We start from the raw sequence: 24,085 nt of genomic DNA, 5'->3' as shown, positions 1-24,085 counted from the left end.
AGAGCAAAGAACAAGAGCAAAGAACAAGAGCAAAGAACAAGAGCAAAGAACAAGAGCAAAGAACAAGAGCAAAGAACAAGAGCAAAGAACAAGAGGATGGTCGCGGCGGCGCTTGTGGTTGGCGAGGTGCCGCGGCGCAGCGATATGAGGCGAACGGCTAGTGGGCGAACTCCAGTGCAGGAGGAGACGGACTGCCTCCACGAGCGTCTGCAGAAGAGCAAAGAAACAAGAAGAACCGTAGGTCGCTGGTATGCCTGCGGCTGGGAGAGTGCCGCAGCGCGGACCGGGGCGGCGGCGCCGGATGGTCGAGCGAAGGTTAGGTGTCGTCTCGTCCATCGCCGGCCGCCCCAGCCCGCCAAGGCGTGCTACGACCCAGTGGAGTGTGGCTGCGAGGCGCTGGTCGGGGTGGTGGTTCGGGCGGTTTTGTCTGATTGCAGTGCGAGGCCACGCGGGTGGTTGGTCAGGTGGGGTTGGTGAAGGAGATTGGTTTGCCGGTGGTGTGGGCGTAGGCGATTTCTCTGGTTGTGGACTCGCCTAGGTAGCCGCCGGGGTTGACGACCAGGACGCGGTCAGCCAGGTCGATCTTGCGTAGGTGGAGGGTGCCTAACGCGGCCTTTTGTTCGTCGGTGATGGGCTCGTGGTCCTCGGTACGTGGGAAGACGCCCGGTGCGAGGACGATGATGCCTGCGAAGGTCAGGTCTCGGTTCGCCGTGGCCATCTCGGCCGCGAAGCGGGTGGAGCCGCAGAGGCACACGATCTCGGGGCGGTCAGGCACAGCTCAGTCCTTCGGATCGTACGGGTATTCGTCAGTGCGCCCTCACGTCATGGGCAAGAACGCGAGCCGACAGTCTAGGCGGCGAGAGGGACACGGCCGCGCTGTCGTAGAGCAGGTCACCTCGGCCTCAGGCCACGAATGCAGGCAGGTACCCCGTACCGAAGGTGGGTATGCGTCTGGTTTCGCTTTTCCTTGGGGAAAGCTGCCGTTGTCCTGCGTTGTCAACGTGGTAAGGGGTTTCCGGTCGATGGATGTGGGGAGCGTCACCTGTCTCAACGTGAGACCAGTGTTCAACTGGACTGGTTTTCTGGCTTACTCTGAAAAGACGCCGTCGCCATTGGAGTCGTCGGGCCAGCGGTCACCATGCCGCGACAAGTCGCCGTCCAATCTCGGGCCCACACCTCAGGGAGTCACCGTGCCGAAACTCGTCTACGACTTCGCCGAAGGCAACAAATCCATGAAGCAGCTGCTCGGCGGCAAGGGGGCCAACCTCGCCGAGATGACCAATCTGGGTCTGCCGGTACCGCCCGGTTTCACCATCACCGCAGACGCCTGCAAGGTCTTCCTGAAGACCGGTTCGGTACCGCCCGAGCTCGCCGACGAGATCGACCACCACGTCGCCGAGCTCGAGCAGAAGATGGGCAAGAAGCTCGGCCAGGCCGACGACCCACTGCTCGTCTCGGTCCGGTCCGGCGCTGCAGTGTCGATGCCCGGGATGATGGAGACGGTGCTCAACGTCGGCCTCAACGACGACTCGGTGAACGGTCTCGCGCACCACTCCGGCAACCCGCGGTTCGCCTGGGACGCCTACCGGCGGCTGATCCAGATGTTCGGCAAGACCGTGCTCGGGATGGAGGGCGACGTCTTCGAGGACGCGATCGAGGCGGCCAAGCAGGCCAAGGGGACCAAGAACGACCTCGACCTGGACGCTGACGACCTCAAAGCGCTGGTACAGACCTTCAAGGCGGCCGTCCACGAGCACACCGGCCGCGAGTTCCCGCAGGACCCGCGGGCCCAGATGGATCTGGCGATCGAGGCCGTCTTCGGCTCCTGGAACTCCGAGCGCGCGATCCTGTACCGCCGCCAGGAGCGGATCGCCACCGACCTCGGCACGGCGGTGAACATCTGCTCGATGGTGTTCGGCAACCTCGGGATGGACTCCGGGACGGGTGTCGCGTTCACCCGTGACCCGTCGAGCGGCCAGCCCGGTGTGTACGGCGACTACCTGCAGAACGCGCAAGGCGAGGACGTCGTCGCGGGCATCCGCAACACGGTCCCGCTGGCCGATCTGGAGCAGATCGACAAGGCGTCGTACGACGAGCTGATGACGATCATGGCCACCCTCGAAGGTCACTACCGCGACCTGTGCGACATCGAGTTCACCGTCGAGCGCGGCAAGCTGTGGATGCTGCAGACGCGGGTCGGCAAGCGAACCGCGGGTGCCGCGTTCCGGATCGCGACCAGCTTGGTCGACGAGGGCGTGATCGACATCGATGAGGCACTGCGCCGGGTGAAGGGTGCTCAGCTGGCCCAGCTGATGTTCCCGCGGTTCGACGACGACGCGGCGAAAGACCTTGTCACCAAGGCGATCGGCGCCTCGCCGGGTGCCGCGTCCGGCAAGGTCGTCTTCACCTCGGCCGCGGCGGTCGAGGCCGCCGACGCCGGCGAGAAGGTCATCCTGGTACGCCGGGAGACCAACCCCGACGACTTGCACGGAATGATCGCCGCGCAGGGCGTATTGACCAGCCGCGGCGGCAAGACGTCGCACGCCGCGGTCGTCGCCCGGGGCATGGGCAAGACCTGTGTCTGCGGCGCCGAGGACCTCGACGTGAACGTCGCGGCCCGCACCATCAAGGTCAAGGGCGACGGCACGACGATCGCCGAGGGCGACATGATCTCCATCGACGGCACCACGGGCGAGGTGTTCCTCGGTGAGGTTCCCGTCGTGCCGTCGCCGGTCGTCCAGTACTTCGAGGGCACGCTGGCCCCCGACGCCGGTGACGAGCTGGTCGCGTCGGTGCACCGGTTGATGACGCATGCCGACGAGATCCGGCGGCTCGGCGTACGGACGAATGCCGACACCGCAGAGGACGCCGGCCGGGCCCGGCGGTTCGGCGCCGAGGGCATCGGTCTGTGCCGGACCGAGCACATGTTCCTGGGGGAGCGGCGCGAGTCCGTCGAGCGGCTGATCCTGGCCGACGAGGACGGCGAGCGCGAGGCTGCGCTGGCGGAGCTGGAGCCGTTGCAGCGTGGCGACTTCCTGGAGTTGCTGACCGCGATGGACGGCCTGCCGGTCACGATCCGGCTGATCGATCCGCCGTTGCACGAGTTCCTGCCGTCGATGGAGGACCTCGCCGTGAAGGTCGCCGTCGCCGAGGAGCGTGGCGAGGATCCCGGCCGGAACAAGAAGCTGCTCGCGGCGGTCCAGCGGCTGCACGAGCAGAACCCGATGCTCGGCCTGCGCGGTGTCCGGCTCGGCCTGGTGGTACCAGGCCTGTTCGCCATGCAGGTCCGGGCGATCGCTTCGGCGGCTGCCGAATTACGTGCCCAGGGCAAGGATCCCCACCCGGAGATCATGATCCCGCTGGTCGGCGCGGTCCAGGAGCTGCAGCTGGCCCGCGACGAGGTCGACGCCGTGCTGGCCGAGGTGGATCGAGACGGCGCGGGCACCGACGGCGTCGAGTGGAAGACCCCGATCGGGACGATGATCGAGCTGCCGCGGGCGGCGGTGATCGCGGACCAGATCGCCGAGGCGGCGGACTTCTTCTCGTTCGGTACCAACGACCTGACCCAGACGACCTGGGGATTCAGCCGCGACGACGTCGAGAGCTCGTTCTTCACCCGGTACCTGGAGAAGGGCATCTTCGCGGTCTCCCCGTTCGAGTCGATCGACCGCGACGGCGTCGGCTCTCTGGTCCGTACCGGCGTCGAGAAGGGCCGGGCCGCCAAGCCTGACCTCAAGCTCGGCATCTGCGGTGAGCACGGCGGAGACCCGGACAGCATCCACTTCTTCCACGAGGTCGGGCTCGACTATGTCTCCTGCTCGCCCTTCCGGATCCCGGTCGCCCGCCTCGAAGCAGGCCGCGCCGCTCTCGACTGACCACTCACCCTCCCCGTCCGTCGGGCGCTAGCCTTCAGCAATGAGCCGGGAGAGCTTGCGCCAGACGTTCGGGGAGGACGCGGAACTCTACGACCGGGTCCGGCCGACGTACCCACCGCGCCTGTACGACGACATCGCCAGGCTGCTCGGGAATCCGCGCCGGCCGCGGGTGCTGGAGATCGGTTGCGGTACCGGGCAGGCGACGAGGCCGATGCTGGAGCGCGGCTGGTCGGTGAAGGCGGTCGAGCTGAGTCCTGACCTCGGCCGCGTGGCGCGGGCGAAGCTGCCGGAGCTCGAGGTGATCACGGCAGCCTTCGAGAGTTGGCCGTTGCCGGCGGAGAAGTTCGACCTGGTTCTGTCGGCGACGGCGTTCCACTGGATCGATCCGGAGGTACGGGTGCCGAAGTCGGCCGATGCCCTCCGGCCGGGTGGGCTGCTGGCGATCGTGTCGACGCATCACATCGCCGGCGGGAGTGAGCAGTTCTGGATGGACGTCCGGGACTGCTACCGGCGCTTTACCGACGATGCCGACGAGACTCCGATGCTTACGGCTGAGGAAGTACCGCAGGAAGACTCCGTCGAGATCGACGCGAGTGGGCGGTTCGGGCCGGTCGTCGTCCGGCAGTACGAGTGGGAACAGAGCTATTCGGCCGCCGAGTACCTCGATCTGCTGAGTTCGTACTCCGGTCATCGGGCCTTGACTTCTGAGCGGCGTCACCGACTGTATGAGTGTGTAAGCGCTCTCATCAACGCCGCCGGGGGGTCGGTCACGAAGCGTTACCTGACGAGACTGACTGCTGCAAATCGGCTTAACCAACCTCTTGCATCCAGCTGATCCGGTGGTCAAAATAACCGAGCGGGAAGGGCGATCACCGTCGACTTTAGGGTCCGACCTGAACCAGCCGCTGTGGCGGCTCGTGACTCCCTTCCCGCACCAACGTGAGATGGCGAGCGGGCCATGGACTCCCTGGATAGGGTTGAGGCCATGGCCCTTTTCGCGCTCACGCTGAAGTTCACCGATCCGGCACGCCGGCTGGAGGTGATGCCGGCCCACCGCGAGTACCTGACCGAGCTGTACGCCGCGGGCAAGCTGCACGCCGCCGGACCGTTCGTCGATGCGACCGGAGCCCTGCTGATCTACGACGTCGCCGACGAGGCGGAGGTTCGCGAGATCATCGCGAACGACCCCTACACCGCGGCCGACATCTACGAGATCGTCACGCTGCAGGAGTGGGAGAAGCGCTTCCCGCCGGCCTGATCGCCGGCGGGATGTAGTACAAGTCAGACTTCGGTCGGCTCGAGCTCGAGGTAGTCGACGTAGGCCCACAGCCAGACGAGCGGGGCGAGCACCATCTCGGGCTCGCCCGTCTCGTCGTCGGCGACGATCAGCATCGACGCGTCGCCGTTGGAGATGTCCTCGATGACGGCCGGGCAGATCTCGACGGCGGCGTCGAACGAGACCAGTTCGGGGCCGTCGTCCCACAGCGGCGCGGGCAGCGGCAGGACCGGCGCCTCGTCGGTGCCGTCCATCTCGACCGAGACCTTCTGCAGCATCTCGTACAGGTCGTAGGAGATCAGGCCGGCCAGCGGGCTGCCGCCGATGCCGATCAGGTACGGATCGTCGGCGCCGGAGCGGAACGCGTCGCGCACCTCGGGGAACGCGGCCGGCAGATCCGTCACCTCGATGTACGGCGCCTCGGCCTCCTCGAGCTCAGCTTCCTCCTCCGCGAGCTCACCACTGCGCATCTGGTCGAACGAGTGCAGCAGATCGTTCAGCTCGTCGTACGCGCCGCCGCCCGGAGCCGCCTGCGCGCGCTTCTCCAGGTCGCGCAGGTGCTCGATCAGGTCGTCCTCGAAGTGCAGGTCGTACTTCGGGAGTCCCGGCTCGCGTCCCGCGTTGATCCGCGCGACGAGCTGGGTGGAGATCGGCCCGAGCCGCTCGGCGAGCACCTCGAGCGGGGTGGTCGGCTTCTCCTCCTCGTCGTGCGCGCAGGAGTCGTCGTCGGTCTTGCCGTCGCTCTCCATCGCGAGCAGCACCGAGAACGCGGGGAACGCGATCAGCGCCGCGGTCGCGAGCATCCCGTCGCCGATCAGCATCAGCGGGTTGCCGCCGGCCTCGGTCCTTCTCAGGTGATCGGGCAGCAGCAGCGCGGCCTGCTCGACGTTCACCTGGCTGGCCAGGGACGACAGGCCGTGGTCGGTGTCCACCCCGAGTTGCTCGACGAGGGTCTCGGAGCTCATGTCGAAGGTGGAGCGGAGGTAGTAGCGCAACCAGCCGGCGTCGACCGGGTTGCCCAGCAGTTCGGCGATCCGGGCCCGGAAGTCGGCCAGATCGGCGATCGCCAGCACGACCAGCACCGGCTGATCGCCGTCACCGATCACCAGCGGCCGGGTGTCACCGTTCTGGAAACCGTCGATCACTTGGTGCAGACCCTCGGCCGCTGCCTCCAGCGGCCAGGACTCCGCCTCGAACTCAGTCACACCAGCGGTAGTGACGTCGTCGGGCATTGATGGTTCCTCTCCGGGCGGTCGGAATGGCTAAGACTATGACGCGGGGGATGCATCGGCGGTTGGCGGCCGGTGCGTCGTGACGTTGGCTACGCTGTGAGCGGCGGGTCGGTGCAGAGGTATCTCACATGTGAGATAAGGTCCGGCGCATGACTGATGACTACCTGAGCCGGATCGGCAATCTCATCCGGGACGCCCGCAAGCACCGTGGCTGGACGCAGACCCAGCTCGCCGACGTGCTGGGCACCAGTCAAAGTGCGGTGAACCGGATCGAAAAGGGTCATCAGAACCTCACTCTCGAGATGCTCGCCCGGATCGGCGAAGCACTCGACTCCGAGATTGTCTCTCTCGGTGGCGGTCCGGTCCACCTCCGTGTCGTGGGTGGACGCCAACTGTCCGGAACCATCGACGTCAAGTCGTCCAAGAACGCCGGTGTCGCGCTGTTGTGCGCCAGCCTTTTGAACAAAGGCCGGACCACGCTGCGCAAGGTCGCGCGGATCGAAGAGGTCAACCGGCTGCTCGAAGTACTGAACTCGATCGGCGTGAAGACGACCTGGCTGAACGACGCCGGCGACCTGGAGATCGTGCCCCCGGCGCACCTCGACCTGGCCGGGATGGACGCCGAGGCGGCCCGCCGGACCCGCAGCATCATCATGTTCCTCGGTCCGCTGCTGCACCGCGAGGACACCTTCGCCCTGCCGTACGCCGGTGGCTGCGACCTCGGCACCCGGACCGTCGAGCCGCACATGTCGGCGCTGCGCCCGTTCGGCCTGGAGATCAAGGCGACCGCGGGGGAGTACCACGCGGTGGTCAACCGCGCGATCACGCCGGGCAAGCCGATCGTACTGACCGAGCGCGGCGACACCGTGACCGAGAACGCGATCATGGCCGCCGCCCGGTACGACGGTGTCACGGTGATCCGCAACGCCTCGTCGAACTACATGGTCCAGGACCTGTGCTTCTACCTGGACCTGCTCGGCGTGAAGATCGACGGCGTCGGCTCGACCACGCTGACCGTGCACGGTACGCCGGACATCGACGTCGATGTCGACTACGCGCCGTCCGAGGACCCGATCGAGGCGATGAGCCTGCTCACCGCGGCGATCGTGACGAGCTCGGAGATCACCATCCGGCGGGCGCCGATCGAGTTCCTGGAGATCGAGCTGGCGCTGCTGGAGGAGATGGGCTTCGACTACAGCCGCAGCGACGAGTACCTGGCCGAGAACGGCCGGACCCGGCTGGTCGACCTGACCACCCGGCCGTCCACGCTGCACGCGCCGATCGACAAGATCCACCCGATGCCGTTCCCGGGCCTGAACATCGACAACCTGCCGTTCTTCGCGGTGATCGCGGCGACGGCGACCGGGCAGACGCTGATCCACGACTGGGTCTATGAGAACCGCGCGATCTACCTGACCGACCTGAACAAGCTCGGCGGCCGGGTCAAGCTGCTCGACCCGCACCGGGTGATGGTCGAGGGCCCGACGCACTTCTCCGGCGCCGAGATCATGTGCCCGCCGGCGCTGCGTCCGGCCGTGGTCACGCTGATCGCGATGATGGCGGCGAAGGGTACGTCGGTGCTGCGCTCGGTCTACGTGATCAACCGCGGCTACGAGGAGCTGGCGGCCCGGCTCAACTCGCTAGGCGCCCAGATCGAGACGTTCCGCGACATCTGAGTCCTGGATATAGGCCACGGCCTCGGTGATCACCTCCGGATCGACCATGATCCGGCGATGACCGAGGCCGTTGGTCTGCAGAAAATGCGCCTTCGATCCGTACCGCTTGAGCAGGATCGGTGCCTGACCCGGATCCACGACGTCGTCCTCGTCGTTGTGGATCGCCAGCAGGTCGGTCGCGCCCTCTGAGATTGAGTACTTCGCCCAGATCGTCTCGTCGCCGTCGAACAGCCCGCGCTCGATCGCCTTTCTCAGCTCGGCGTTGACCTTGGGGCCGAGGTTGAGCTCGCGGCAGAACGCGTCGACGAGGTAGCCGAACTCGGCCAGGCCGCTGATCGTCACCACCCGCCGGGCCTCCACTCCCTCGCGGAGCGCGTACAGGACGAACGGGACGCCGAGCGAGTGCGCGATCACGCCTTCGAAGGTCCCGTACTCGCCGGCCAGCCGGTTGATGATCCGCTGGTGATCGAGGATCGTCCCGGCCTTCAGCTTGGTGTCGCCGTGTCCGGGAGCGTCGTACGAGACCGGGCTGTAGCCGAGCTCCAGCAGCCGCTCGACGAACGCGTAGTACCGCGAAGCCCGCGACCGCCAGCCGTGCACAAGCAGTACCGGGCGCCGGCCGTCGCCCCACGCGTACGTGACTACTCCGTCGACCACCTCTCTGCGGGCAGCGTCGTGGATCTCGCGCTCGACCGTGCGCACCTTCCCCCGCGCCATCGGCCGCCGCCACAACTCGAACGCCACCCGCCCCGCGATCCCTGGCGGCAACACCTTCAAGCTCGCCCGTACCACCTCGACGATCACCGTGGTTCTCCTTCGCTCTGGCAAACTATACGAACGGTCGTATTATTAGTTTGCCGATCTGGCGGCGTCAAGCGAACTAGGATCTCCGGCACAGGAGGTGGCGATGGAGACGCGTGTCGACGGACGGCTGGTGCGGGGCGACCAGACCCGGCGGATCGTGCTGCGCAAGGCGGTCGACATCGCCTCGGTGGACGGACTGGAAGGCCTGTCGATCGGGCGGCTGGCCAAGGAGTTGGAGCTCAGCAAGGGTGGGGTGTTCGCCCACTTCGGGTCCAAGGAAGAGCTGCAGTTGGCAACTGTCCGCGCGGCTCGCCGGATCTACGCCGAGGCTGTGGTGGAGCCTGCCTTCGCGGTCTCGCCCGGGCTTGGGCGGCTGTGGGTGTTGAGTGAGTCCTGGCTCGACTACTCCGAACGCCGCGTCTTCCCAGGCGGCTGCTTCTTCGCCAAGGCCTCCCACGAGTACGGCGCCCGCACCGGAGCCGTCCATGTCTATCTGGCCGAGGTCAACCGCGAGTGGATCGGTCTGTTGGAGCAAACCATCGCCGAAGCGATCGCGGCCGGCGAGCTGGCCGCAGACCCAGCCCAACTCGCCTTCGAGCTGAACGCGTACTACGACTCAGCCAACCTCGCCTCCCTCCTCCACGCCGACGACGGCTCCATCTACCAGCGAGCTCGTCACTCGATCCGCGCCCGCCTCGAGTCCGCCGCAACAGCCGGTACTGCCCTGCCTTGGCTCGGCAAGTCGCATTGACGGCGGATGGGGGAGCAGAGGAGTACCAGGCCGGCTAGGGGGATGCCCGCTGTTGTGATCCAGAGCGCGGTACGGAGGCCTAGTACTTGGCCCAGGGTGCCGCCGAGCAATGCGCCCAGGGGAATCGTGCCGTAGTTGAGGAAGGATGTGCTGGCGGCTAGGCGGCCGCGGAGTTCGGGTGGGCAGTAGGACTGGTGGAAGGTCTGCTTGATCGTGTTGCCGGCGACCACCCCGACGCCAATGCAGAAGGCGCCGAGCGGGTAGAGGGCGAGGCCGGGACCCCTTGTGGTCAAGGGGATCAGGAGGGCGAGGGCCGGTAGGGCCAGCTCGAAGAAGAGGGTTGCGCGCGCGGTACCGATGGCTGTGGCGACGCGGCGGCCGAGGAATGCGCCGACGACTCCGCCGCTGCTGGCGATGGCCATCAGGGCGCCGACGACGCCGGGGGAGACGCCGACCTCGCGGACGAGGAAGACGACGATGATCGACTGGTAGCCCATCAGGGCGAGGTTGGAGACGCCGCCGAAGATCGTGAGCGTACGGAGCCAGACATCGCCGGCGACGAGTCGGAGGCCGGCCAGGACCTCGGTGGCGAGCGGGGTGTGGGTGACGTCGGGGCGGCGCGGTTCGCGGTACCGGATCGCGGAGATGCAGAGCAGGGCGATGAGGAAGGTCGACGCATCGACGTACATGCCGTTGACGGCGCCGGCTGCCTGCACGATCACGCCGCCGCAGCCGACACCGGCGATCTGCGCGGCCGAGGCGCTGCCGTGGAGTTTGGCGTTGCCCTCGGCTTGATCCGATTGGGTGAGCAGGTTGGGCAGGTAGGCGCTGTAGGCGGTCTGGAAGAAGACGGCGGCCGCGCCGGTCAGTACTGCGATAGCGAGCAGCAACTCGATCGTCAGTACGCCGGTATGCGCGGCGAGCGGGATGCTTGCGAAGAGGACCAACGAGGTCGCCGAGCTGAGCAGCATGATCGGCCGGCGTGACCAGCGGTCGACCCAGGCGCCGACCGGCAACCCGATCAGCAGCCAGGGCAGCCAGGCGGCCGCGCTCAGCAATCCGACCTGGAAAGTCGTTGCCTGAAGCACCGAAACTGCGATCAACGGCAACGCCACGGTCGAGACCGAACTTCCGAACCGGTTGACCGTCTCCCCAACCCAGAACCACCGGAAGTCCCGATGCCGCAGCAACAGGCTTCCACCGGAGCCGGAGCCGGAGCCGGAGCCCGCCGTCCGCCCGCTCATCCCGGCCGCCGGGGGAACGACTGCAGTTGCACGATGACCGGCATCGCGCGACTGTCCCCGGTCGTGCCGTCCTCGACGGCGAGCGCGCTCTCGGTGTAGCGCTCGATGACCTGGCCGAGCTCTTCGTTGAGGGCGAACAACTGCTCGGGGGTGAGCTTGAGGTCGCGCCAGTCGGAGAGGGCGGCGGCGTGTTGCCATTCGCCGGGCCAGTTCTCGTCGACGTACCGGCGTACCCGGTCGTAGTAGCGCTCGACCAGGTCCGCCAAGTACACCTTCAGCGCGCCGCTCGTCTCGGGATCGTCGCGGAAGTCGGCCGGGTTGAGGACCGTACGGCCCGGCGGGATCCGCCACCAGCGCTCCCGCTTGGTGCCGCGATCGACCTCCTCCTCGATGTACCCGTGCTCGGCGAGCAACCGCAGATGCCAGCTGATCGTCCCCGTGCTCTCACCCAGCCGCGCCGACAACCCGGTCGAGGTCGCCGCACCGTCGAGCTCCAGCGCCTCGATGATCTGCATCCGCAGCGGATGGGCGAGCCCCCGCAGACTGCGCGCGTCGATCCTGCGCATCGGCTTCTCCATAGCCGCGACTCTACCTTGCAGAGAATCCTCTGCAAAGACTCCTCTGTAAATATTTCTGTCGGTGGCGACTCCTAGGGTCGAGACATGCGGCCTCATGTGGTGGCTCAACTCGCGGTCTCACTCGACGGTGCGACAACCGGTTTCGAGGCCGATCAAGCACGCCTGTATGCCCTGGCGACGCTCTGGCAGGAGGACGTCACGCTCATCGGCGCCGACACCCTGCTCGCCCAGGAGAGTTCCGTCCGTACTGCGCTACGCCCCGGTCCGCGCGAGGCCGGCCCGCTCCTCGCGGTCGTCGACAGCAGGCATCGAGTCCACGACCTCGAAGCGCTTCGCGAGCTCGGCTACTGGTCCGACGTACTAGCCCTGTACTCCGAGCTGACACCCGCCCGTCGACCCGACAGCGTGATCCGGGAGCTCGTCACCGGCTACGACCACGTCGACCTGGCCGAGTGCCTTGACCATCTCGGCCGTCGGGGCGCCAGACTCATCCGCATCGACAGCGGTGGCGGGTTGCTCGGGGCAATGATCGACCAAGGTCTCGTGGACGAGCTCTGCCTGCTCGTCCACCCCGTCCTGATCGGCGACGCCCCTCGTTGGCACGACTCCTTCACCGGTCACCTCGACCTCTCACTGGCGAACGTCGAGACCTTCCTTCCCGGAGTCACCTGGCTCCGGTACTGCGTGGCCGAGAGTTCCGTCGAAACTGTCGGTGCCAGTGACTAGGGTGAGCAGCAATGAGGAAGCAGCACGAGTGGTATGACGAGCACGACGCCGAGCGCTGGGTCGCGGAGCCGGTCAAGCGGCCGGGCCGGACGGCGTTCGCGCGGGATCGTGCGCGCGTGCTGCACAGCGCCGCGCTTCGCCGGCTGGCGGCCAAGACGCAGGTCGCGACGGCCGGCAGCGACGACTTCGTCCGGAACAGGCTGACGCACAGTCTCGAGGTCGCCCAGATCGGCCGCGAGCTGGCCAGCACGCTCGGCTGCGATCCGGACATCGTCGACGCGGCCTGCCTCGCGCACGACCTCGGCCATCCGCCGTACGGGCACAACGGGGAGCGGGCGCTCGACCAGCTCGCGGAGAAGATCGGCGGGTTCGAGGGCAATGCGCAGACGCTGCGGCTGCTGACCCGGCTGGAGTCGAAGACCTTCGACGCGTCGGGCCGGAGCGTCGGGCTGAATCTCAGCCGGGCGACGCTCGACGCGGCGACGAAGTACCCGTGGCTGAGGCAGCCGGGGCAACGCAAGTTCGGTGTGTACGACGATGACGCGGCGGTCTTCGACTGGTTGCGGCAGGGCGTCGAGGCGGGCGGCCGGCGCTGTCTCGAGGCGCAGGTGATGGACTTCGCCGACGACGTCGCGTACTCGGTGCACGACGTCGAGGACGGGATCGTCGCGCACCACATCGACCTCGGCCAGGTGGACGCCGAGCGAGCGCCGTACTGGGAGACCGTCCGGCGGATCTACTTGCCAGAGGCAACAGATGCGGAGCTGGACGAGACCTGGGAGCGGCTGACCGCGCTGCCGTACTGGCCGCGGGCGGGCTTCGACGACAGCCGCCGGGCGCTCGGTGGGCTGAAGGACCTGACCAGTCAGCTGATCGGACGGCTGGTGACCGCGGCGGAGCAGGCGACGCATGCGCGGTTCGGGCGGTCGCGGCTGATTCGCTACGAGGCGGATCTGGTCGTGCCGGACGGTGTTCGCACGGAGATCGCGTTGTTGAAGAGCATCGGGATGTTCCAGGTGCTGAACTCGCCGGAGCGGCAGGCGCGTCGGGCCAGTCAGCGAGAGCTGCTCACCGAGTTGGTCGAGGCGCTGTGGGAGTCGGCGCCCCGGGACCTGGATGTCGCCTTCGCCGCCGACTTCACGGACGCGGCCGACGACGACGCACGCCTCCGCGTCATCATCGACCAGGTCGCGTCCCTGACCGACCCGTCAGCCCTCAGCTGGCACACCAGACTCGTCAGCCAACACTCTTGACGACGTAGGACGTTCTGTCGCCTCGGCCGTCACCGCTCACGTACCGGACCGGTACGCCGACGCGGCTGCCTGACGCGAGCGAGCCGGAAGGCTTAATCTCGGTGCCATGACCGACTCGGAACGCATTGTCATCATCGGAGCGAGCCTGGCCGGGGCCAGAGCCGCCGATTTCTTGCGCAGGGAAGAGTGGCCCGGCCAGATCGTGCTGATCGGCGACGAGCCGGAGCTGCCCTACGAGCGCCCGCCGCTGTCCAAGACCGTCCTGCTCGGCAAGGACCAGCCCGAGGTCGCCCAGTTGCACGACCAGGCCTGGTACGACGAGCGGAACATCGAGCTGCGCCTGGGCGTCAAGGCGACCGCGATCGACACGGCGGCGCGCACGGTGACGCTGGCTGACGGCACCGAGGTCGGGTACGACAAGTTGCTCATCGCCACGGGCAGCCGGGTCCGCAAGCTCGACGTACCGGGTGGTGATCTCGCCGGTGTGCACTACCTCCGTACGGCGGCCGAGTCGAAGGCGCTCAGCGACGCGTATGCCGCCAAGCCGCGGGTGGTCGTCGTCGGCGCCGGATGGATCGGCCTCGAGACCGCCGCGACCGCGCGCGAACGAGGCTGCGAGGTCACCATTGTCGAGCCGCAGCCGACTGCCCTCGCCTCCGTGCTGGGCCAGCAGGTCGGCGACCTGATCGCCGGGCTGCACCGTAGCCACGGGGTCGAGTTGCGATTCGACACCGGCGTCGATGGCTTCGAGGGCAACGACAGGGTCACCGGCGTCCGGCTCTCGAGCGGTGAGGTCCTGCCCGCGGACCTCGTGGTGGTGGGTGTCGGCATCCAGCCCAACACCGAACTCGCGGAGGCTGCCGGAATCAAGGTCGCGAGCCGCGAGGAGGGCCTCGGAATCCTCACCGGCCCGGACCTCCAGACCTCCGTGCCGGGCGTCTACGCGGCCGGCGACGTGGTTCGCTGGGACCACCCCTTCCTCGGCCGCTCGATCCGCGTCGAGCACTGGCAGAACGCGATGGACAGCGGCAAGGCGGCCGCCCAGGCGATGCTCGGCAAGGACGTGGCGCAGGACGCCCTCCCGTACTTCTTCAGCGACCAGTACGACGTCAGCCTGGAGTACACGGGCGACGTGCCGCGCGGCACGTCGTACCAGGTCGTCCTGCGAGGCGACCCGGCCTCTGGCGCCTATCTGGCCTTCTGGCTGGCCGAAGACAACCACGTGCTGGCCGGCCTGCAGATGAACAGCGGCTGGGACATCATCAACCCGATCAAAAAGCTGATCCTCTCCAAGAAACCGGTCGACCCGACCCGCCTCGCGGACACCTCGGTGGAGCTCACGGACGTCTGACAGCTGCCCTCGGACGGCCCCGGCGTGTTGCCAGGGCCGTCCGTTGTACCTCCGTTGTGTCACGGGCTTCGGCTGGACCGTAGACTCGGCGCGTGGCGGGCAGGATCAAGGAAGAGGACATCGCGCTGGTGCGCGAGCGGGCTCGGATCGACGAGATCGTCGGCTCCTACGTGACCCTGAAGAACGCGGGTGGCGGATCGCTCAAGGGGCTGTGCCCGTTCCACGACGAGAAGTCGCCGTCGTTCAACGTCACGCCGGCCCGCGGCTTCTTCTACTGCTTCGGCTGCCAAGAGGGCGGCGACGTGATCGACTTCATCCAGAAGATCGATCAGATCAGCTTCCACGAGGCCGTCGAGACGCTCGCCGCCAAGGTCGGCATCCAGCTCCGGTACGACGAATCCGGCGCGCCGATCCAGCGCTCGCAGAACAACCAGCGGCCGCGGCTCGTCGAGGCGCACAAGGTCGCCGCCGAGTACTACGCCGAGCAGCTCTTCACCGCGCCGGAAGCGATGCTCGGCCGGCAGTTCCTCGACAGGCGCGGCTTCGACCGCGACGCCGCGGCGACCTTCGGCGTCGGCTTCTCGCCGCGCGGAGGCGAGTCGCTGGTGGCGCATCTGCGCGGCCGCGGCTTCACCAACACCGAGCTGGTCGCGTCGGGGCTCTGCTCGGACGGTCAGCGCGGACTGTACGACCGCTTCCGCGGCCGGCTGATGTGGCCGATCCGCGACGCCGGCGGGGACGTGATCGGGTTCGGGGCGCGGCGGCTGTTCGACGACGACAAGATCGAGGCGAAGTACCTCAACACGGGTGAGACCGCGATCTACAAGAAGTCGAAGGTCCTGTACGGCGTGGACCTGGCGCGCCGGGAGATCGCGAAGGGCAAGCAGGCGGTCGTCGTCGAGGGGTACACCGACGTGATGGCCTGCCACCTGGCCGGAGTACAGACTGCTGTTGCTACTTGTGGCACGTCTTTCGGTGAGGACCACTCGCGGGTGTTGCGGCAGCTGTTGCTGGATCACGACCAGTTCCGCGGCGAGGTGATCTTCACCTTCGACGGGGACAGCGCGGGGCAGCGGGCTGCGCTGAAGGCCTTCGAGGGTGACCAGGCTTTTGCGTCGCAGACCTATGTGGCTGTGGAGCCGGACGGGCTCGACCCGTGCGACCTGCGGCTGCAGAAGGGCGATGCGGCGGTGCGGGAGCTGATCGGGCGACGGGTGCCGCTGTACCGGTTCGTACTGTCCAATGTGCTGTCGAAGTACGACCTGGATCGGGCGGACACCCGGATCGACGCGCTGCGCGATGCGGCCCGGCTCGTGGTGAGTATCCGCGACCGGTCGAAGGTGGACGCGTTCACGCGCGAGCTGGCCGGGCATCTGGGGATGGAGGTGGACCAGGTGCGTACGGAAGTACATCGTGCTGCTTCTCGTCCTGCCCCGGCTCCGGCTGCCGTGGTCGACCGTGGGCCGGTGCAGACGACCAGCGAGGCGCCTGTCGCGCCGCCTCGGGTAGACCTGCCGTCGCCGCGGGACCAGCGGTTCGTGATCGAGTGGGATGTGCTGAAGATCGCGATGCAGTACCCGCACCTGATGGGGACTGCCTTCGACGAGTTGGACGACCAGGACTTCACGCATCCTTGGCTCGCGGCTGTGCGCGGTGCGATGGCCAAGACGGGCGGGCCGGCGAACGCGGCGCCGGGGGAGGCGTGGGTGGTCGCGGTCCGGGAGGCGATGGGGATCGATCCGGCGGCGGCCGTGGTCAGCGCGCTCGCTGTGGATCCGGTACGCCTCGATCGCGAGCCGGATGAGATCTATGCGCGGGCGCATCTAGCGCGGCTGCAGGAGCTCACGTGTCTGCGGCGGATCGCCGACCTGAAGTCGAAGCTGCAGCGGACGAACCCGATCGACCGGGCTGACGACTACAACCGGATGTTCGGCGAGCTGATCGCGCTCGAGCGGTATCGCGCCGAACTGCGCGAACAGGCGATCAGCGGCGCGATCTGAGCGTGGTTATCCACAGCCGCTGAATTACAGGCTGGTCACTCGTGGTGATCACGGCACTATCCCTAGTGACAGAGGGAGACTGCCATGCCTGAGCTGGACTGCGACCCGGCCGACCTGCACGCTTTGATCGCGTACCTCCGCGACATCGGCCGCCACGACCTGCTGACCACCGAGGAGGTCACCGACCACGCCAACTGGATAGAAGCCGGCCTATTGGCTGCCGACCGCCTAGAACACTTCGACCGCCCCGACCGCGGTGATTGCTCTACGCCCTCGGCTGACTTGCGCGACGACCTGCAAGCCGTCGTCATCCTCGGGGAGCAGGCGCGGCGGCGGATGATCGAGGGCAACCTGCGGCTCGTGGTCTCGCTCGCCAAGCGATACACCGGCAAGGGCATCTCCCTGCTCGACCTCATCCAGGAGGGCAATCTCGGGCTGATGCGAGCGGTCGAGCGGTTCGACCACCGACTCGGCCATCGCTTCTCGACGTACGCGATCTGGTGGATCCGGCAGGCCATCGGACGAGCCATCTCCGACCGCTCCAGACTCGTCCGGATGCCCGCCCAGGCCTACACGGACGCCGGCCGGGTGATCGCCGTCCAACGCGACCTCACCCAACGTCTCGGCCGCGAACCAACGACAGCCGAGGTAGCCGCGGGCGCCTGCCTCACCATCGCGCGAGTCGAGCGCGCGTACGCCTGGAAAGTCCGCCCCGAGGTCCTCGACCTGGAGGAGGCCGATCAATACGTCGACGACGAGGCAATCGTCCTGCAGGCCGCCCTCCGACGTGATCTCCATTACCAACTTGAGTTCCTCGACGACCTGCAACGAGCGGTCCTCACCCTCCGCTTCGGCCTCACCCGACCGACCGCCGCCTCAGTCGAGGAGACTGCCCTAACCCTCGGAATCACCCCAGAGGAGGTACACACCCTGGAAGCCGAAGCCCTGCGCGCACTCCGCCCCCGCTGTGCGATCGGCCTGCGCGACTACGCCGCCTGATGGGACGGTTCTGTCCGGTGGTTGGAGCGGGCTGCGATCATGGCAGTGTGCTGAGACTCCGTCGTACGTCATGGCCGCGCGAGCTGACCGAAGCGGTAGCAGTCGCCTCCCGGCATTCGCCCGGCGGCAAGGAGGACGTCCTGGCCGCCGTCCAGCTCATCGACGGCAACTGGGTCGCCGGTAGCCGCGCCGCCCTCTACCTGCCGACAGAGACCGAAGGCGCAGTACGCCGCGTCGGCTGGGAAAAGATCGAGCGAGCCGGCTGGGACTCGGAGGAATCGGTCCTGCGCGTCTACGAGACCACCGCCTTCGGTACGCCCCTGCGCGCCACCGAACTCAAGGTCGAGGACCCGGGCCGCTTCGGACAGCTGCTGCGCGAACGCATCGACGCGAGCGTCCTCGTCCAGCGCCACGTCCCGCTAGCCGGCAAGAAAGGCGTCCGCGTAGTCGGCCGGCGCAACCCGTCCGACCCCAACGCCCCGGTGAGCTGGAACTTCGTTCTGGACAAGGGATTGGAGCCCACCCAGCCCGGCCTGGTCGAGCGCGCCGAAGCCGCTTTGGCAGCCGTCCGGGACGAGTTCGGAGTCTGACCTGGAAGCGATCCCAAATCCCATTTTTGTACTTGGTCCCAGTCCTGCTAACCTACTCAAGTCCTCGGGGATCGGGGACAAAGAAGCACTTCGATCCCGCGTAGCTCAATTGGCAGAGCAGCCGGCTGTTAACCGGCAGGTTACTGGTTCGAGTCCAGTCGCGGGAGCAACAACCAAAGGCCGGTTCCACACCAGGAACCGGCCTTCCGCATGTTCTGCTCTTCCAGGTCAGCCGAACGACGGCTGACCGCGGCTCGAACCAGTAACCTGCCGGCTACTGGCGACGAGTTGCCGCGGCGTGTCAACGCCGCTTGTTCTCCTTACGCCGCTCGATCGCCCGCTGAATCCGGTGCTGCGGCTGCCCCGTCAGCTTCGCGATCAACGGCACCCGGAACTTGTACGCCGCCACAGCAGCCACCACGAGCACCAGCAGAATGAAAAAGCCCATCGAACTTCCTTCCATCGGACCTAGCCCCCATCATCGCCCACCCACACCCCAAAACCCCTCCGTCATCCCCCTGACCCACCCCTGGAATCCGATACCATCACCACGCGGCCCCGCCGCACGGGGCGGTAGCTCAGCCGGTTAGAGCAAGGGACTCATAATCCCTGGGTCGTGGGTTCGAGTCCCACCCGCCCCACCAGCACCACCCACCCAAAGACCCCACGCGCCCTCCGCCGCGACCTCCTACGTCGGCCGCCGCTCCGGGTCGCTCCCGCCCACCCATCCTTGCCGCTCCTCCGTCGCGGTGACCGCCCGAGCCCGCCGCTGATTGCCTGCCTCCCCCACCTTGGCTTGCGCTTCCCGTATCGCGGTAGGTACCGAAATGCGCCTCGTCACCACCGTCCCCTGAGCCGATCGTGCAGTGGCGAATTGTTGGACGGCGCCTGATCGGTCCGTTTTGGTGCCTTTGGGGGCAGAGGTTGGGTGGTGTCGTTGACCGGTATTTCGGTGCGGGGGAAGGTGGCTGCGTCATTACCGGAAGTGACGGGGTGATGGCACATCTCACAGACCCTGGGGAGGGGAAGTCCATGTCATCGATCGACGATTTGGCGGAACTTCAGGAATTGATCGAGCGGCCGGGCCGGGTGGCGGCCGGGGCGGAGGAGGTTGCGCCGTCGGAGCGTCGGGCGCAGTTGTATGCCCGGCTGCTCGGCGTCACGGTGCCCCGGGACCTGGTGGAGGAGATCAACCAGCGGCCCCGCGCCGCGGTGTCGATCGGTAACCTGCCGGCCGCTGTCGACTGGCGTGACGTCGGGGGACGCAATCACGTCTCACCGGTCAAGGATCAGGGTGGCTGCGGTTCGTGCGTGTCGTTCTGCAGTTGCGCGACGATCGAGTCGACGGTGTCGATCGCGACCGGGGACGTCATCGACCTGAGTGAGGCGGACCTGCACTTCTGCTCCGCGCACGGCGCCAGCTGCGGCGGCTGGTGGCCGAGCAGCGCGCTCGACGAGTGCATCCGGCGCGGCGTACCGCTGGAGGAGCTGTTCCCGTATTCCAGCGCCTTCGACGCGGCCGGAAACCCCAGCTGCAAACTGCACCCGGACCGCGACGCGCGGCTTTACCGGCCGACCGGGTATTCCACCTTGGTGTCGACGGCGGAACGCAAGCAATGGCTCGCCAATCGCGGTCCGGTGTGCGCGGTCTTCCAGGTCTACGACGACTTCTTCAACCACACCGGCGTTTACCGCCACACCAACGGAAACAGCGCCGGATATCACTGCGTGGAGATCATCGGATACTCCGACGCCGACCGCTGCTGGATCGCGAAGAACTCCTGGAGCGCGGGTTGGGGAGACAACGGGTTCTTCCGGATCGGGTACGGCGAGTGCGGGATCGACGACACCAGCAACGACCGGGACTCCGACGGCCGCCTGAATCGGTTCGCCATGTACGGCGTCGAAGGCGTCAAGGTGCCAGGCGGCTGGCGTGGCTTCGAGCTGGTCGGGCAGCAGAGCACCTCGCAGGCCGGTGGGGTGGCGGCGGTCTCGCGGATCCCCAACAGCATGGAACTGTGGTCGGTCGGCGCAGACGGCTCGGTGCGCGACTCGTACTGGTACGAAGGCAATCCCTGGCAGGGCTTCGAGTTGGCGCCGGCGGGTAGTGCCTCGCTCGGCGGCGGGATCGCCGCGGTGTCGCGGATTCCGAATAGCATGGAGGTGTGGTGGGTCGGCGGTAACGGCTCGGTGCAGGCGGCCTACTGGTACGAGGGCAACAACTGGGGACGGTACGAGATTGCTCCTGGTGGCGGCGCTTCGCTGAACGGTGGAATCGCGGCCGTGTCGCGCATCGCCAACAGCATGGAGCTGTGGTGGATCGGCGGCGACGGCTCCGTGCAGGCGGCGTACTGGTACGAGGGCAACAACTGGGCCCGGTACGAGCTGGCGCCGGCCGGGAGCGCTTCGCCGGATGGTGGGATCGCGGCGGTGTCGCGGATTCCCAGCAGCATGGAGGTCTGGTGGGTCGGCGGCAACGGCTCGATGCAGGCTGCTTTCTGGTACGAGGGCAACAACTGGGCCCGGTACGAGCTGGCCCCCGCGGGCAGTGCTTCGCTGGGTGGTGGGGTGGCGGCGGTGTCGCGGATTCCGAACAGCATGGAGCTGTGGTGGGTCGGCGCGAACGGCTCGCTGCACGATTCGTACTGGTACGACGGCGCCAACTGGCAGACCTTCGAGTTGGCGGCCGCGGGTAGTGCCTCGCTCACTGCCGGGATCGCGGCGGTGTCGCGGATTCCGAACAGCATGGAGCTGTGGTGGACGGGCGCGAACGGCTCACTGCGCGATTCGTACTGGTACGACGGCGCCAACTGGCAGACCTTCGATCTCGCGCCCGGGGGCAGCGTCTCGCTGCGCGGTGGGATCGCGGCGGTCTCCCGGATTCCCAACAGCATGGAAGTCTGGTCGGTCGGCGCGGGCGGATCCGTCCAGGACAATTACTGGTACCCGTAACCGACAACCGAGACTGGCCAGGCTGATGAGACAACGTCCGCTGCTCCGGGTCACCGCCGCCGGCGGGCCCGTGGAGATCGCGCTGCCGGAGAACCCGACGACGGGCTACCGCTGGCACCTCGACCACGACCCGTCCGAGGCGGTCGTTCTCGGTACGACGTACGCGCCGCAGTCTGACCAGCAAGGCCTGGCCGGCGGCGGAGGAACGAGGATCTTCCAGGTGGAGGTCCTCGGTGGGTCCAGCATCACGCTGGACTTCTTCCTCCGCCGGTCACCGGACTCCGATCCGCTCGAGCACCAACCGGTCGAGCTGACCCCTTAGCTCCGACCTCTTTCGTCAAGCCGCAAACTGCGACTGTTCTCCATCGTCGGCAATCAGCCGGCGTCTTGACGGGGTCGGGGGGTGGGTGGAGGCTGGCGAGGGCGGTTCAGGATGGTTTCGGCGGCTGGGGCGGTGGGGCTGTCAGATCAGGCCATCGCAGTGCGATGACCGCTGTGAAGTAGCGAGTCACCGATGGGAATGCCGGCAGCGTGTTGCGGATCGATCGGCTGAGCGGTCGGGTCAGTACCTACGCGACGGGGTTGCCGAAGACGGTGTTGGCCAATGCCAAAAGACAATCCGCCGGTACCGGCGATCTTCATCGATACCGGCGTGCAGTACGCGATGGAGCCGTACCGCGGTGGATTTCTGGTCACCGACGGACACCACAACCGGGTCTTGCAGGTCAGACACAACGGCTTGATCAAAGAGGTCGCGACGTTCGGGAACCAGGTGCCGACCGGGCTCGAAGTAGCCAAGGGCAAGGTCTTCATGACTCTGGCCGGTCCCAACCCGCACAGACCGGAAGACGGAAAGGTTCTCGCGCTTGGTCGCGGATCGGAGCCCGTCGAGATCGCCAGCGGCGCGAGCATGCTGATCGACGTCGAGCGGGGGCCGGGCGGCAGGCTGTACGCCCTGTCGCAGGGGCAATGGGACGGTGTGGGCGAGGGTACGCCCGCCTTCCCCGACACTGGCCGGCTGGTTGTCGTCACTCACACCGGGAGCCTGACGCCTGTCGTCGACAACCGCGGCCGTCCACTCGTCCTCGACCGTCCGACGTCGTTGGAGTTCGTCGGACACACCGCGTACTTCGTATCGGTGGTTGGCGTCGTCTACAAGATCGACAACCTCTAAGCCGACCGTCAAATCGTCACGCTCAGAGGCGTACCGATCGGGAGCCAGGTCAGGGCGCCCCGGATGTTGGTGGGTGCGGCGGCGAAGGCTTCTTCGATCGTGTCGCGGCCCTGGGTGAAGTGCCGCCAGCCCTCGTAGTGGATGGGGATGACAGTGTGAGGCTGGACGAGTTCGCACAGCTCGACGCCCTCGCGGCCGGTCATCGTGTAGCGCAGCGGGCCGGTGATGCCGAACTGCACCGCGCCGAGATGCAGCAGCATGGTTCCGACATCGAGCCGAGCGCTGACCTGCCGGACGCCGTCGTACAGCACGGTGTCGCCGGAGATCCAGAGATCACCGTGTTGCTGACCTTCCCAGCTCAGCGCGAAGCCGGTCACCTCGCCGGTGATGGGCCGACTCAACGGAGGCCCGTGACGGCACGGTGTGGCGGTGATCTGCAGCGTGGGCAGCCCGGGCTTTCGCAAGGTGTGGACGGCCCAGGGTGCCAGGCCGATTGCGTTGCCGCTCAGCCGACGTGCTCCAGCGACCGTCGTGAGGACGGTGCCGACGGTGGGTAGCAGTGCGCGGCCGGCGTCGTCGAGGTTGTCGCCATGGTGATCGTGGCTGAGCAGTACCGCGTCGATCGGCGGCAGGTCGCCGGCAGGAAACGCGGGCCCGGCCTCCTTCCGGGAGGCCGAGCCCCAGCCGAACGTGTACCGGCGTCCAGGTGGATCGAACGTCGGGTCGGTGAGCAACCGCCAGCCGTCGACCTCGATCAGTGTCGTCGGGCCGCCGATGTGGGTGATCCGGGCGTCGCTCACGGCCGGTCGTCGACCGCGTGGCTCAGGGCCCAGTCGAGGACCTCGTCGGCGATCTGCTCCCATCCCGCTTGCGCAGGCAGCAGGTGTGCGTATCCGTCGTACAGCTTCACCTCGGTGACGGTGTTCGACTTGTAGTGCTTGGCGTTGGAGCGCTGTACCTCCGGCGGCATGATGTGGTCCTCGGAGCCGGAGACGAACAGCAGCGGCGGGCGTTGGTCGTTGTGGTAGTCGACCCAGGTGTCCTGATGTCCGGGCTGGAAGTTCGCGAGCACGCTGCCCCAGAGGATGCCGCCGTTCGCCGGGATGGCGTACCGCTCGTAGAGCGCGCGGGCCTCGTCGTCGGTGAAGGTGTTGGTGAACGCGTACTTCCACTCCTCGAACGACAGCGGTACCACCTTGTGCCGGTTGGCAGGGTTCTTCAGCACCGGGAGGGTCGACTTGACCTGGGACAGCGGTATGACGCGGACGCCCTCGGTCGGTGCGGAGTTCATCGCGACCCCGGCCGCGCCGAAACCGTGGTCGAGCAGGATCTGGGTGAAGGCGCCACCGGCGGAGTGCCCGATGATGATCGGGGCGGTCGGCAGTTCGCGGATCATGGCTTCGTAGTGCTCGATGATCTGCGGAACAGTCACCTTGAGCACGGGTGTCGGGTCGGCGTTGAGCGCCTCGACCTCCACCTCGAATCCCGGGTAGCCGGGAGCGAGCACCTTGAAGCCGCGCTGCTCGTAGTGCTTGATCCAGTTCTCCCAGCTGCGGGGCGTGACCCAGAAGCCGTGGACGAAGACGATCGTGTCAGGGGCCATG

At 67.3% G+C, this 24,085-nt stretch carries 22 protein-coding genes and 2 tRNA genes; 16 read left to right on the top strand and 8 right to left on the bottom strand.

Annotated features, from left to right (window positions below; translation table 11 throughout):
• Positions 1-460 precede the first annotated feature (460 nt).
• Entirely contained in the window at positions 461-775 is a 315-nt protein-coding gene (locus ACIA12_RS13075) for a hypothetical protein (RefSeq protein WP_396367140.1), read from the bottom strand.
• Positions 776-1,190: 415 nt separating this feature from the next.
• Between ACIA12_RS13075 and ppdK the strand changes: the two genes are divergently transcribed.
• The 3 genes from ppdK to ACIA12_RS13060 all read left to right on the top strand — a co-directional run bounded on the left by ppdK (position 1,191) and on the right by ACIA12_RS13060 (position 5,133).
• Entirely contained in the window at positions 1,191-3,875 is a 2,685-nt protein-coding gene (ppdK, locus tag ACIA12_RS13070) for a pyruvate, phosphate dikinase (protein ID WP_396367139.1), read from the top strand.
• A gap of 40 nt (positions 3,876-3,915) precedes the next feature.
• A complete protein-coding gene (locus ACIA12_RS13065) occupies positions 3,916-4,710 on the top strand; it encodes a class I SAM-dependent methyltransferase (RefSeq protein WP_396367138.1) in 795 nt (264 codons plus the stop codon).
• A gap of 150 nt (positions 4,711-4,860) precedes the next feature.
• Positions 4,861-5,133, top strand: coding sequence for a YciI family protein (locus ACIA12_RS13060; protein WP_396367137.1), 273 nt, complete (start codon positions 4,861-4,863; stop codon positions 5,131-5,133).
• Between the two features lie 23 nt (positions 5,134-5,156).
• Here ACIA12_RS13060 and ACIA12_RS13055 read toward each other — a convergent pair whose 3' ends face one another.
• Positions 5,157-6,383: a hypothetical protein gene (locus ACIA12_RS13055; protein ID WP_396367136.1), complete on the bottom strand. Its 1,227-nt coding sequence runs from the start codon at positions 6,381-6,383 to the stop codon at positions 5,157-5,159.
• A 149-nt stretch (positions 6,384-6,532) separates the two neighbouring features.
• Between ACIA12_RS13055 and ACIA12_RS13050 the strand changes: the two genes are divergently transcribed.
• Complete coding sequence (locus ACIA12_RS13050; RefSeq protein WP_396367135.1) at positions 6,533-8,059, top strand: helix-turn-helix domain-containing protein; 1,527 nt, start codon at positions 6,533-6,535, stop codon at positions 8,057-8,059.
• Here the strand turns inward: ACIA12_RS13050 and ACIA12_RS13045 are convergent.
• The gene (locus ACIA12_RS13045; RefSeq protein WP_396367134.1) at positions 8,024-8,863 is read right to left on the bottom strand and encodes an alpha/beta hydrolase; all 840 of its coding nucleotides are present in this window, start codon (positions 8,861-8,863) and stop codon (positions 8,024-8,026) included. The two genes, ACIA12_RS13050 and ACIA12_RS13045, sit on opposite strands and share 36 nt — an antisense overlap.
• A 103-nt stretch (positions 8,864-8,966) precedes the next feature.
• Between ACIA12_RS13045 and ACIA12_RS13040 the strand changes: the two genes are divergently transcribed.
• Complete coding sequence (locus ACIA12_RS13040) at positions 8,967-9,614, top strand: TetR family transcriptional regulator C-terminal domain-containing protein (RefSeq protein ID WP_396367133.1); 648 nt, start codon at positions 8,967-8,969, stop codon at positions 9,612-9,614.
• On the opposite strand, the gene ACIA12_RS13035 is transcribed toward ACIA12_RS13040, so the two are convergent.
• Both ACIA12_RS13035 and ACIA12_RS13030 read right to left on the bottom strand, forming a co-directional pair.
• Positions 9,539-10,858: an MFS transporter gene (locus ACIA12_RS13035; protein WP_396367132.1), complete on the bottom strand. Its 1,320-nt coding sequence runs from the start codon at positions 10,856-10,858 to the stop codon at positions 9,539-9,541. The two genes, ACIA12_RS13040 and ACIA12_RS13035, sit on opposite strands and share 76 nt — an antisense overlap.
• Positions 10,855-11,436: a helix-turn-helix domain-containing protein gene (locus ACIA12_RS13030; protein ID WP_396367131.1), complete on the bottom strand. Its 582-nt coding sequence runs from the start codon at positions 11,434-11,436 to the stop codon at positions 10,855-10,857. Before ACIA12_RS13030 ends, ACIA12_RS13035 begins: the two co-directional genes overlap by 4 nt.
• Positions 11,437-11,520: 84 nt before the next feature.
• On the opposite strand from ACIA12_RS13030, the gene ACIA12_RS13025 reads away from it, so the two are divergent.
• The 7 genes from ACIA12_RS13025 to ACIA12_RS12995 all read left to right on the top strand — a co-directional run bounded on the left by ACIA12_RS13025 (position 11,521) and on the right by ACIA12_RS12995 (position 18,522).
• A complete protein-coding gene (locus tag ACIA12_RS13025) occupies positions 11,521-12,162 on the top strand; it encodes a RibD family protein (protein ID WP_396367130.1) in 642 nt (213 codons plus the stop codon).
• Positions 12,163-12,173: 11 nt separating this feature from the next.
• Complete coding sequence (locus ACIA12_RS13020) at positions 12,174-13,415, top strand: deoxyguanosinetriphosphate triphosphohydrolase (protein ID WP_396367129.1); 1,242 nt, start codon at positions 12,174-12,176, stop codon at positions 13,413-13,415.
• Between the two features lie 106 nt (positions 13,416-13,521).
• Positions 13,522-14,766 carry an NAD(P)/FAD-dependent oxidoreductase gene (locus ACIA12_RS13015; protein WP_396367128.1) on the top strand — a complete coding sequence of 415 codons (1,245 nt, stop codon included), beginning with the start codon at positions 13,522-13,524 and terminating at the stop codon, positions 14,764-14,766.
• 92 nt (positions 14,767-14,858) lie between these two features.
• A complete protein-coding gene (dnaG, locus tag ACIA12_RS13010; RefSeq protein ID WP_396367127.1) occupies positions 14,859-16,766 on the top strand; it encodes a DNA primase in 1,908 nt (635 codons plus the stop codon).
• An 84-nt stretch (positions 16,767-16,850) separates the two neighbouring features.
• Positions 16,851-17,765, top strand: coding sequence for an RNA polymerase sigma factor RpoD/SigA (locus tag ACIA12_RS13005; protein WP_396367126.1), 915 nt, complete (start codon positions 16,851-16,853; stop codon positions 17,763-17,765).
• Positions 17,766-17,812: 47 nt separating this feature from the next.
• Entirely contained in the window at positions 17,813-18,355 is a 543-nt protein-coding gene (locus ACIA12_RS13000) for a hypothetical protein (RefSeq protein ID WP_396367125.1), read from the top strand.
• 94 nt (positions 18,356-18,449) lie between these two features.
• Positions 18,450-18,522: transfer RNA gene (locus ACIA12_RS12995), tRNA-Asn, on the top strand.
• Between the two features lie 134 nt (positions 18,523-18,656).
• Here ACIA12_RS12995 and ACIA12_RS12990 read toward each other — a convergent pair.
• On the bottom strand, positions 18,657-18,803 hold the full coding sequence (locus ACIA12_RS12990) for a hypothetical protein (protein WP_396367124.1): 147 nt from the start codon (positions 18,801-18,803) through the stop codon (positions 18,657-18,659).
• A gap of 119 nt (positions 18,804-18,922) precedes the next feature.
• Here ACIA12_RS12990 and ACIA12_RS12985 point away from each other — a divergent pair.
• From ACIA12_RS12985 to ACIA12_RS12970, 4 genes are all read left to right on the top strand, one after another.
• Positions 18,923-18,999, top strand: a tRNA-Ile gene (locus ACIA12_RS12985).
• 388 nt (positions 19,000-19,387) lie between these two features.
• Complete coding sequence (locus ACIA12_RS12980) at positions 19,388-21,307, top strand: C1 family peptidase (RefSeq protein ID WP_396367123.1); 1,920 nt, start codon at positions 19,388-19,390, stop codon at positions 21,305-21,307.
• 25 nt (positions 21,308-21,332) lie between these two features.
• On the top strand, positions 21,333-21,629 hold the full coding sequence (locus ACIA12_RS12975) for a protease inhibitor I42 family protein (protein WP_396367122.1): 297 nt from the start codon (positions 21,333-21,335) through the stop codon (positions 21,627-21,629).
• 282 nt (positions 21,630-21,911) lie between these two features.
• Positions 21,912-22,481 (top strand): hypothetical protein, encoded by a 570-nt coding sequence (locus ACIA12_RS12970; protein ID WP_396367121.1) that lies wholly within the window; start codon positions 21,912-21,914, stop codon positions 22,479-22,481.
• 8 nt (positions 22,482-22,489) lie between these two features.
• Here ACIA12_RS12970 and ACIA12_RS12965 read toward each other — a convergent pair whose 3' ends face one another.
• Positions 22,490-23,281 (bottom strand): MBL fold metallo-hydrolase, encoded by a 792-nt coding sequence (locus tag ACIA12_RS12965; protein ID WP_396367120.1) that lies wholly within the window; start codon positions 23,279-23,281, stop codon positions 22,490-22,492.
• Positions 23,278-24,084 (bottom strand): alpha/beta hydrolase, encoded by an 807-nt coding sequence (locus ACIA12_RS12960; protein WP_396367119.1) that lies wholly within the window; start codon positions 24,082-24,084, stop codon positions 23,278-23,280. The genes ACIA12_RS12965 and ACIA12_RS12960 overlap by 4 nt, the downstream gene beginning before the upstream one ends.
• Between the last annotated feature and the right edge of the window lies 1 nt (position 24,085).

Origin of the sequence: Kribbella sp. NPDC051620 (genome assembly GCF_044453825.1) — a bacterium.
In the GTDB taxonomy this organism is placed as follows: Bacteria; Actinomycetota; Actinomycetes; order Propionibacteriales; family Kribbellaceae; genus Kribbella.
Note: the sequence above shows the minus strand (reverse complement) of the source record. Positions and strands in the feature narration are given on the sequence as shown.

Bases quoted from the DNA above. Each gene is read 5' to 3' on its own strand.
- ACIA12_RS13065 (WP_396367138.1), top strand. From the start codon at position 3,916: ATGAGCCGGGAGAGCTTGCGCCAGACGTTCGGGGAGGACGCGGAACTC.
- ACIA12_RS13060 (WP_396367137.1), top strand. From the start codon at position 4,861: ATGGCCCTTTTCGCGCTCACGCTGAAGTTCACCGATCCGGCACGCCGG.
- ACIA12_RS13055 (WP_396367136.1), bottom strand. From the start codon at position 6,383: ATGCCCGACGACGTCACTACCGCTGGTGTGACTGAGTTCGAGGCGGAG.
- ACIA12_RS13050 (WP_396367135.1), top strand. From the start codon at position 6,533: ATGACTGATGACTACCTGAGCCGGATCGGCAATCTCATCCGGGACGCC.
- ACIA12_RS13040 (WP_396367133.1), top strand. From the start codon at position 8,967: ATGGAGACGCGTGTCGACGGACGGCTGGTGCGGGGCGACCAGACCCGG.
- ACIA12_RS13035 (WP_396367132.1), bottom strand. From the start codon at position 10,858: ATGAGCGGGCGGACGGCGGGCTCCGGCTCCGGCTCCGGCTCCGGTGGA.
- ACIA12_RS13030 (WP_396367131.1), bottom strand. From the start codon at position 11,436: ATGGAGAAGCCGATGCGCAGGATCGACGCGCGCAGTCTGCGGGGGCTC.
- ACIA12_RS13025 (WP_396367130.1), top strand. From the start codon at position 11,521: ATGCGGCCTCATGTGGTGGCTCAACTCGCGGTCTCACTCGACGGTGCG.
- ACIA12_RS13020 (WP_396367129.1), top strand. From the start codon at position 12,174: ATGAGGAAGCAGCACGAGTGGTATGACGAGCACGACGCCGAGCGCTGG.
- ACIA12_RS13015 (WP_396367128.1), top strand. From the start codon at position 13,522: ATGACCGACTCGGAACGCATTGTCATCATCGGAGCGAGCCTGGCCGGG.
- ACIA12_RS13005 (WP_396367126.1), top strand. From the start codon at position 16,851: ATGCCTGAGCTGGACTGCGACCCGGCCGACCTGCACGCTTTGATCGCG.
- ACIA12_RS12990 (WP_396367124.1), bottom strand. From the start codon at position 18,803: ATGGGCTTTTTCATTCTGCTGGTGCTCGTGGTGGCTGCTGTGGCGGCG.
- ACIA12_RS12980 (WP_396367123.1), top strand. From the start codon at position 19,388: ATGTCATCGATCGACGATTTGGCGGAACTTCAGGAATTGATCGAGCGG.
- ACIA12_RS12975 (WP_396367122.1), top strand. From the start codon at position 21,333: ATGAGACAACGTCCGCTGCTCCGGGTCACCGCCGCCGGCGGGCCCGTG.
- ACIA12_RS12970 (WP_396367121.1), top strand. From the start codon at position 21,912: ATGCCAAAAGACAATCCGCCGGTACCGGCGATCTTCATCGATACCGGC.
- ACIA12_RS12960 (WP_396367119.1), bottom strand. From the start codon at position 24,084: ATGGCCCCTGACACGATCGTCTTCGTCCACGGCTTCTGGGTCACGCCC.